9 protein-coding genes are annotated in these 5,946 nt (G+C 65.9%); 3 read left to right on the top strand and 6 right to left on the bottom strand.

The genetic code is table 11. The annotated features are described in order from the left end of the window. A partial coding sequence (locus tag MKL11_RS12700; protein WP_243943920.1) for a transposase occupies positions 1–343 on the top strand: 343 nt, incomplete at its 5' end. Positions 344–629: 286 nt separating this feature from the next. On the opposite strand, the gene MKL11_RS33085 is transcribed toward MKL11_RS12700, so the two are convergent. The 4 genes from MKL11_RS33085 to MKL11_RS12675 form a co-directional block, all read right to left on the bottom strand. After that, positions 630–1,331, bottom strand: coding sequence for a collagen-like protein (locus MKL11_RS33085; RefSeq protein ID WP_279600469.1), 702 nt, complete (start codon positions 1,329–1,331; stop codon positions 630–632). Between the two features lie 381 nt (positions 1,332–1,712). Beyond that, positions 1,713–2,015, bottom strand: coding sequence for a TraR/DksA C4-type zinc finger protein (locus MKL11_RS12685; protein ID WP_243943916.1), 303 nt, complete (start codon positions 2,013–2,015; stop codon positions 1,713–1,715). A 234-nt stretch (positions 2,016–2,249) separates the two neighbouring features. After that, entirely contained in the window at positions 2,250–2,741 is a 492-nt protein-coding gene (locus MKL11_RS12680; RefSeq protein ID WP_243943915.1) for a MucR family transcriptional regulator, read from the bottom strand. A 492-nt stretch (positions 2,742–3,233) separates the two neighbouring features. Then, positions 3,234–3,476, bottom strand: coding sequence for a hypothetical protein (locus MKL11_RS12675; RefSeq protein WP_243943912.1), 243 nt, complete (start codon positions 3,474–3,476; stop codon positions 3,234–3,236). Between the two features lie 786 nt (positions 3,477–4,262). Here MKL11_RS12675 and MKL11_RS12670 point away from each other — a divergent pair. Both MKL11_RS12670 and MKL11_RS12665 read left to right on the top strand, forming a co-directional pair. Further along, the gene (locus MKL11_RS12670) at positions 4,263–5,060 is read left to right on the top strand and encodes a metallophosphoesterase (protein WP_243943910.1); all 798 of its coding nucleotides are present in this window, start codon (positions 4,263–4,265) and stop codon (positions 5,058–5,060) included. Positions 5,061–5,324: 264 nt separating this feature from the next. Continuing rightward, positions 5,325–5,480: a hypothetical protein gene (locus tag MKL11_RS12665; protein ID WP_243943908.1), complete on the top strand. Its 156-nt coding sequence runs from the start codon at positions 5,325–5,327 to the stop codon at positions 5,478–5,480. On the opposite strand, the gene MKL11_RS12660 is transcribed toward MKL11_RS12665, so the two are convergent. Together MKL11_RS12660 and MKL11_RS12655 are read right to left on the bottom strand one after the other, a co-directional pair. Then, positions 5,448–5,612, bottom strand: coding sequence for a hypothetical protein (locus MKL11_RS12660; protein ID WP_243943906.1), 165 nt, complete (start codon positions 5,610–5,612; stop codon positions 5,448–5,450). The genes MKL11_RS12665 and MKL11_RS12660 overlap by 33 nt on opposite strands. 149 nt (positions 5,613–5,761) lie before the next feature. Continuing rightward, the coding region (locus MKL11_RS12655; protein ID WP_243943904.1) for a hypothetical protein at positions 5,762–5,946 on the bottom strand (185 nt) is incomplete at its 5' end.

Here is a 5,946-nt window from a genome sequence, read left to right as displayed (position 1 = left end):
CGTCGAGGCCACCGTCCCGCCCGGCAAGGCAATCCACGCGATCCTCGACAACGTCGCCACCCACAAGCATCCGAAGGTACGCGCCTGGCTCGCCCGGCATCGGCGCTGGACGTTCCACTTCACCCCGACCTCGGCTTCGTGCCTCAACGCGGTCGAGGGCTTCTTCTCAGCGCTCACCCGGCGTCGGTTGCGGCGAGGCTCATTCACCGGCGTCGTCGACCTGCAGGCGGCGATCAAACGCTACATCGCCGAGCACAACCGGAGCGCCAAACCCTTCGTCTGGACCAAGCCGGCTACCGACATCCTCGCCGCCGTCAGCCGGTCCCATGAACCATCCGTCTGAGTCAGTGCACTAGCGGTCGATCAGACCCGCCGAAACATCAGCATAAAAGGCCAGCACCCAGTAGCCCGCCGTCGTCAGGTCTACCGCACCGGTTCCACGGTGCTGCCGCCGCTGTAGATCGCTGCCAACGCTAAAAGTAAGGAGCTGTGGCCAGCGTACCAGCTTGCCCAGTCCGGTCGTTGGAGATCGTCGGCAGCAAAATCCTCGTGTCGTGACACGGCCATGGATGCGACAAATCATCCTGGCTCAGCTTATCGAAGCTCAGCTTTGCACTGCGACGTCCGCGTCAACGACGCGCGCAGATCGCCCGGGCCTTCATGGCGGTCGGCACCGAACCCAGGGCGAAGCAGTAGATGCTGCTCTCGTCCATGGCGGGGCGCTCGCCGCCGCTGCAGGTGCCGTTCACTGCGAACTCCTCGGAGGTGCAGGTCGCCACGCACCGTCCGCCCGCGGCACATTCCTCTACTTGAACCCGCAGAGCGATGCCGGAAGCGCCCGCCTTGCCCTCGGGCCCGGCCGGTCCCACTGGGCCGCGCTCGCCGCGTTCGCCCGCCGGGCCTTTCGGGCCAGCCTGTCCGACGGGTCCGGGAGGTCCGGCGGGACCGATTGGGCCCGGTTCGCCCCTTGTGCCCCGCTCGCCCTGCGGCCCCTCGGGCCCCTGCGGACCGGCGGCGCCCTGCGGACCACGCGGGCCGATCTCGCTTTTGGGCGTGTTCGCCGCGAGCATCACGGGGGCCGGGCGCGACGGCGCAGCCGCCGCCTGCTTCACGGGCGCTGGCCGGGCGCAATAGCCGACGACGGCCTGCCGGCTGATCGCCTCGGATTTTAGCGTCACCACGCAGGTTTCCGGGTGATAGGGGATCCGGAACGCGAAGCGCCCGTCTTGATCCGCTCGCGTGTCGAACTTGTCGTCCAGCACGACGCTGGCCGCGCGCGGCGGCGCCAGAGTGCCAAAGACCCTGAGATCGCCGTTGGAGATCATCGCCATGTCCACGGCGATGTCGCCGGCGGCCCATGCGGCCGATGACGCGAGACAGAGCGCCAAGACCAGAATCGATCGCCGAGCCATCCTGCAACCCCCCAAATTCCCGGATTGGGTAGGACTCGGCATAGCTCGGCTCTATCGGCCCGCGACGTACATATTTCGGCGCAGCCGCGGGCGGACGAGACCTGTTCTTAAGGCGAAGGATGCGTGGGCGCCGCGCCGGTCGACGGGGCCGCCCCCCGCCGATGACGGGACGATCCGACGCCGTCGCGGCACCGCGAGGCCTTTGCCGTGCGCGTGGACGACTGCTCCGGCTCTCCTGCGCCGAGGCCAGCGGGACGCTTGGGCAGAGCCATCATCACCGATGCGTCGGCTCGCAAGCGATCACGCCAGGAGGTTGAGATATCGGGCTGCGATATAGGCGGCCAGCACCAGGACGACGATGCCCGCACCGCTGAACAGGATGGCGAGCCAACGATCGAAGACGGCGGCGTCGCTATCGGCCTGACGGGTCGCGCACGCGACGCAATAGGTCGTGCCCGCGCGGATCGTCTCGCCGCAGGATCGACAGATGGTGCGTGCCGGCGGTATCGATCTTTCGTTTGGCATCGCGCGGGTGAATACCAGTTCGGTGTCGCGGATCGCAATTCCTGGGACCCACGCGGTCTGAACCAGCGACACAATCATGCGCGAATCGACCGTGGGGGCGTTCCGCGCGGAACGCCCCCACGGTTTCATGCCTTCCGAACGGCGTGTCGCGGGCTCCCGGTGGTCGCTTCGTGATCGTTCTGCCGCCGCGAGCGAAGCAAGGCCGTTGCGTCGGGGGGCCCTGCGCGTCTCGTGCCGCCCTGGATCATGTCGCTTCGCGCGTGATGACGGTGGAACTAAGGAGAGCCACGGCGTTGCTCCGGAGCCCGTATATCAGGCCGACTTCTTCCGGCGTTGGACCTTGGGCTCCGCACGACCCGGCGCGTCGCCGGCTGAAGCCCCTCCGCTTGGCCGCCCAAGGCCGATCGCCTTCGCCAGGGCGGATCGCCGTTCGGCATAATCCGGCGCGACCATCGGATAGTCCCGCGGCAGCCCCCACTTCTCGCGATAACCCTCCGGCGTGAGGCCGCGGCCGGTGAGATGCCGTTTCAAGGTCTTGTAGGGTTTGCCGTCCTCGAAGCTGATCAGGGCATCGCGGCCGACCGAGCGCCGGATCTCGGCAGCGGACGGTTTCTCGACCGGGCCCTCTGAAACCGCAGGCGCCGGACCATGTCCCTGCGCGGCCGCCACCACAGCGGCGTAAACACTCGCGAGAAGCTTGGGCAAATCCGAGACTTGGACATGATTATTGGAAACATAGGCGGTCACGATATTTGCCGTCAGATGCCTGACATCGAGAGGCCGCGCTTCGAGATCGTCGTCCATTGCTGACTCCTGGCGGCACAACCTTCGTCATACCTTGGGGCATCTACGAGGGACGCGTTGATCCGTTCCGGTTTTCTGCGATGGAATTCATTGAGCGTTAACGACGCGTGTCCGGTGCGGCGATCAGCGCGGCGTTCGTTAACGGATAAGATCTTTTGTTCGATCACGAGCGCTTCGATAGCGCCGATATTTTTATCAATGCAAGCCGGTGGGTGTTTCTACAGGGATCGCAGCGCTCCAACGAATCCCGACATCAAATCAGATCTTCGAGCGTCGCCGATGTTCAGGCGGCGGTCACCCTTATAACGTGGTCACGCAACCTGTGTTGCTTATGCAAAGACTGGATCCAAGGGCATGTTGTCCTTCTTGACGGCATGCGGTTGCACGTCGAATGGCGTTCCGTCTAGGCATGACCCGCCGACGGATGTGAAAGCTGGCAACGACGTTGCGTTCTGACCGCCGCGGCCGAGAGGCCCTCAACGCGGCAGTGCATCAGTCACTCATCGCCAGGGCGTCGGTCACCAGTCGATTGACCAGAGCGTCGCGTCTTGCTTGGCGCAGCACGATGCGGGCGGCCGCACGCGCATTGGCGGCGCGCAATGCACCCTTCGGGGCACCATCGCGCAGGGCGCTCCACGCCATCGCGCGAAACCACCGGGCATTCGCCAAGGCGATGGTACGACGGTCGAGGACCGACCCGCAGGCGGGCGGCTCGATGGAAAAGGTGCTGTGCATGAATTCAATCCTGGGCAGAAAAGATACGCCTGCCCACGAACTGAAAGCCTCATGACATGCTCTTTTTCTCGGATCAATACTTATTTAACGGCAAATCCAAAATTTTTGATCGGGACGACGGCGGAGATTGGCGCATCGCGTCCGGATCGAGGTCGTCTGCCTGTCGGCGAATACGAAAGACCTGACCTCGGGTCAAATATATCTGCCTCGCACCAGATTTTACAGGGGCCTTTGGGCGTTTCGTTTCTGACGAAAAACAGAAAACCATGCGTCGTCGCAATCGTCTACCCTGTCGTGATCCGATGGCGGCGACCTTGAACCCAAGCAACGTGACCAGTCGGATGACATCGCGTTTCGCTCACGCGCGCGAAAGACCGTGCGCGTATCCCGTCGCGCCATCTCTGCTTGCAGCTTGTGGCCCTGTGCTGGGATCAGCGGCCGCGATGACTGCCATGCCGGTCCGGCCCGTTGTATCGATCCGATTGCGGCCGTCGCATGAGCCCCGCCTGATCGGCGGGCCGCCCGTACGCCGCCAATGTCGGCGTCTGATGGCTGCAATGCCGGAGACGAAGCCGGGCCGTGCTATGCAGGCTTCGATCCGAGCCGTCCGCCGATGTAACCCGCCGCACGCTTCTGTCCCGACCGACCTTGGCGGCCGCCTGCGCGGCGGCCGGAAGTCTCGCTAGCGCAGGTTACGCGACGGCGTTCGAGCCCCATCGGGTGCAGGTGACGCATTACCAGCTGTGCCCGGCACGATGGCCGGCCGGCCTGAGGATGCGAATCGCGGTGCTCACGGATGTCCACGCCCATCCCCGCTGCATGGGCGAGGGCGCGATTACCGATGTCGTCGCGCGCACCAACGCGCTCGCCCCCGATGTCACGGTGCTGCTGGGCGATTACGGCTCCCAGAGTCGCGGCGCCGTCCCGTTCGAGACGGTGGCGAATCTCCTGCGCGGATTGCGGGCACCGAAGGGGGTGTACGCCATCCAGGGCAACCACGATTGGGGCGACGATCGCGCGGCGCTCCGGCGCGGCCACGGCCCGACCCGCGCCGAGCGCGCCCTGCGGGCGGCCGGCATCGCGTTTGTCGAAAACGCGGCCGTGCGGCTCGATGTCCCCGCCCCGCTCTGTCTGGTCGGCCTCGAGAGCGAGGCGACGCCGGGCCGTGATTTGAATCCGGAGGGCCTCGACCGGCAGAGGTCGGAGATCCTCGCGCGAGCGCTTCAGGTTACGCCCGCGGAGGGAGCCGCGATCCTGCTCGCGCACAAGCCGGATCTGTTCGAAACTGGTCTCGACCCGCGGGTCGCGCTGACCCTGTCCGGCCATACGCATGGCGGCCAGGTGCCGATCCTGGGCTGGTCGCCGTGGCTCCCGTCCCGGTACGGGCTGCGCTACGCCTATGGCCACATCGCCGAGGCGGGGCGGGACCTGATCGTCTCGGCGGGGCTCGGCTCGCATTTCGTGGCGGGCCGGCCGTTGCGACTGGGCGTGCCACCGGAGATCGTGGTGGTCGATCTCGAATCTATCTCGGAGGGCGATATTACGCAGCCGGTCCTAGTCCGCGGCTTGGGCGGGGCGGCGTGACCGTTGCCGGGGCTCCGGGCGGGCGAGCGGACGAGGCGCCGGCGATTCGCTGATCAACGTCGGAAGACGCCGATCGACGCCATGATTGACCTGTTTAGTTCAGCCATAATGGCCGATTGCGCAAAATAAATGCACATTGCCTGCTGTAGTACCGGTAATATGCCACTATATTGCCTAAACCGGGTCGCTCCATGAGGCCGGTGAGGAAACGTCAAGCTTTCGCGTGCACGAAGGTGCATCGATGGCGCTTGAGAGGACACGATCATGCACTGGGCTGCCGTGATCCTCACCGCCTATGCGGCCGGTCTGGTCGAGTTCTGGCGGCTGTGCCGCGACGCTCCGCTGATGCCCGATGAGGCCGCCCGGCCGTATCAGGTCGAGCTGGAGTCAGCCGAACAGCCGCGTCACCACCCAGCCTAGGATTCCGATCCAGCCGACGACAACGAGCAACACCACGCTCAGGATCGCGGTCGAGCCGTAGCGCGCGAAGAGGCGCTGGCCGAGGCTCCGGTCCCGTCCGGCCGGTCCGGTCTCGCTCGGTAATGTCTTCATTGGCCCAGCCATCCCTCTGTACCAAGAAGCCACGGCCTCCCGCACGGGTTCCGCGACGATCGCCGAGCCGAGCCACGGGTCAGAGGGCAAGGGGCTCGGTGGCTCGCTCCTCAAAAGCACGCCCTGTAGGTCTATCGCCTTCAGCCGACTCACGATCGGCGTGGTCCTGCGGTCCGTCGCGCGAGCCAGGCTGCGGCCTGGCACCACAGCCGGTCGGGCAGCCGATACACCCGTACCCCGCACGCCATCCCGGCGAGCAGCAGCAGGACCAGATACGCCAGACCCTCCAGCACGAGGCTAGGCGCCGCCTCCGGCTCCGCTCGGTCGTACCAGA

Source organism: Methylobacterium sp. J-077 (assembly GCF_022829365.1).
Classification (GTDB): domain Bacteria; phylum Pseudomonadota; class Alphaproteobacteria; order Rhizobiales; family Beijerinckiaceae; genus Methylobacterium.
The sequence above is the reverse complement of the archived record's forward strand: the minus strand, read 5'-3'. Positions and strand labels throughout refer to the sequence as shown.

Bases quoted from the DNA above. Each gene is read 5' to 3' on its own strand.
- MKL11_RS12665 (WP_243943908.1), top strand. From the start codon at position 5,325: ATGCACTGGGCTGCCGTGATCCTCACCGCCTATGCGGCCGGTCTGGTC.
- MKL11_RS12680 (WP_243943915.1), bottom strand. From the start codon at position 2,741: ATGGACGACGATCTCGAAGCGCGGCCTCTCGATGTCAGGCATCTGACG.
- MKL11_RS33085 (WP_279600469.1), bottom strand. From the start codon at position 1,331: ATGGCGATGATCTCCAACGGCGATCTCAGGGTCTTTGGCACTCTGGCG.
- MKL11_RS12675 (WP_243943912.1), bottom strand. From the start codon at position 3,476: ATGCACAGCACCTTTTCCATCGAGCCGCCCGCCTGCGGGTCGGTCCTC.
- MKL11_RS12685 (WP_243943916.1), bottom strand. From the start codon at position 2,015: ATGATTGTGTCGCTGGTTCAGACCGCGTGGGTCCCAGGAATTGCGATC.
- MKL11_RS12660 (WP_243943906.1), bottom strand. From the start codon at position 5,612: ATGAAGACATTACCGAGCGAGACCGGACCGGCCGGACGGGACCGGAGC.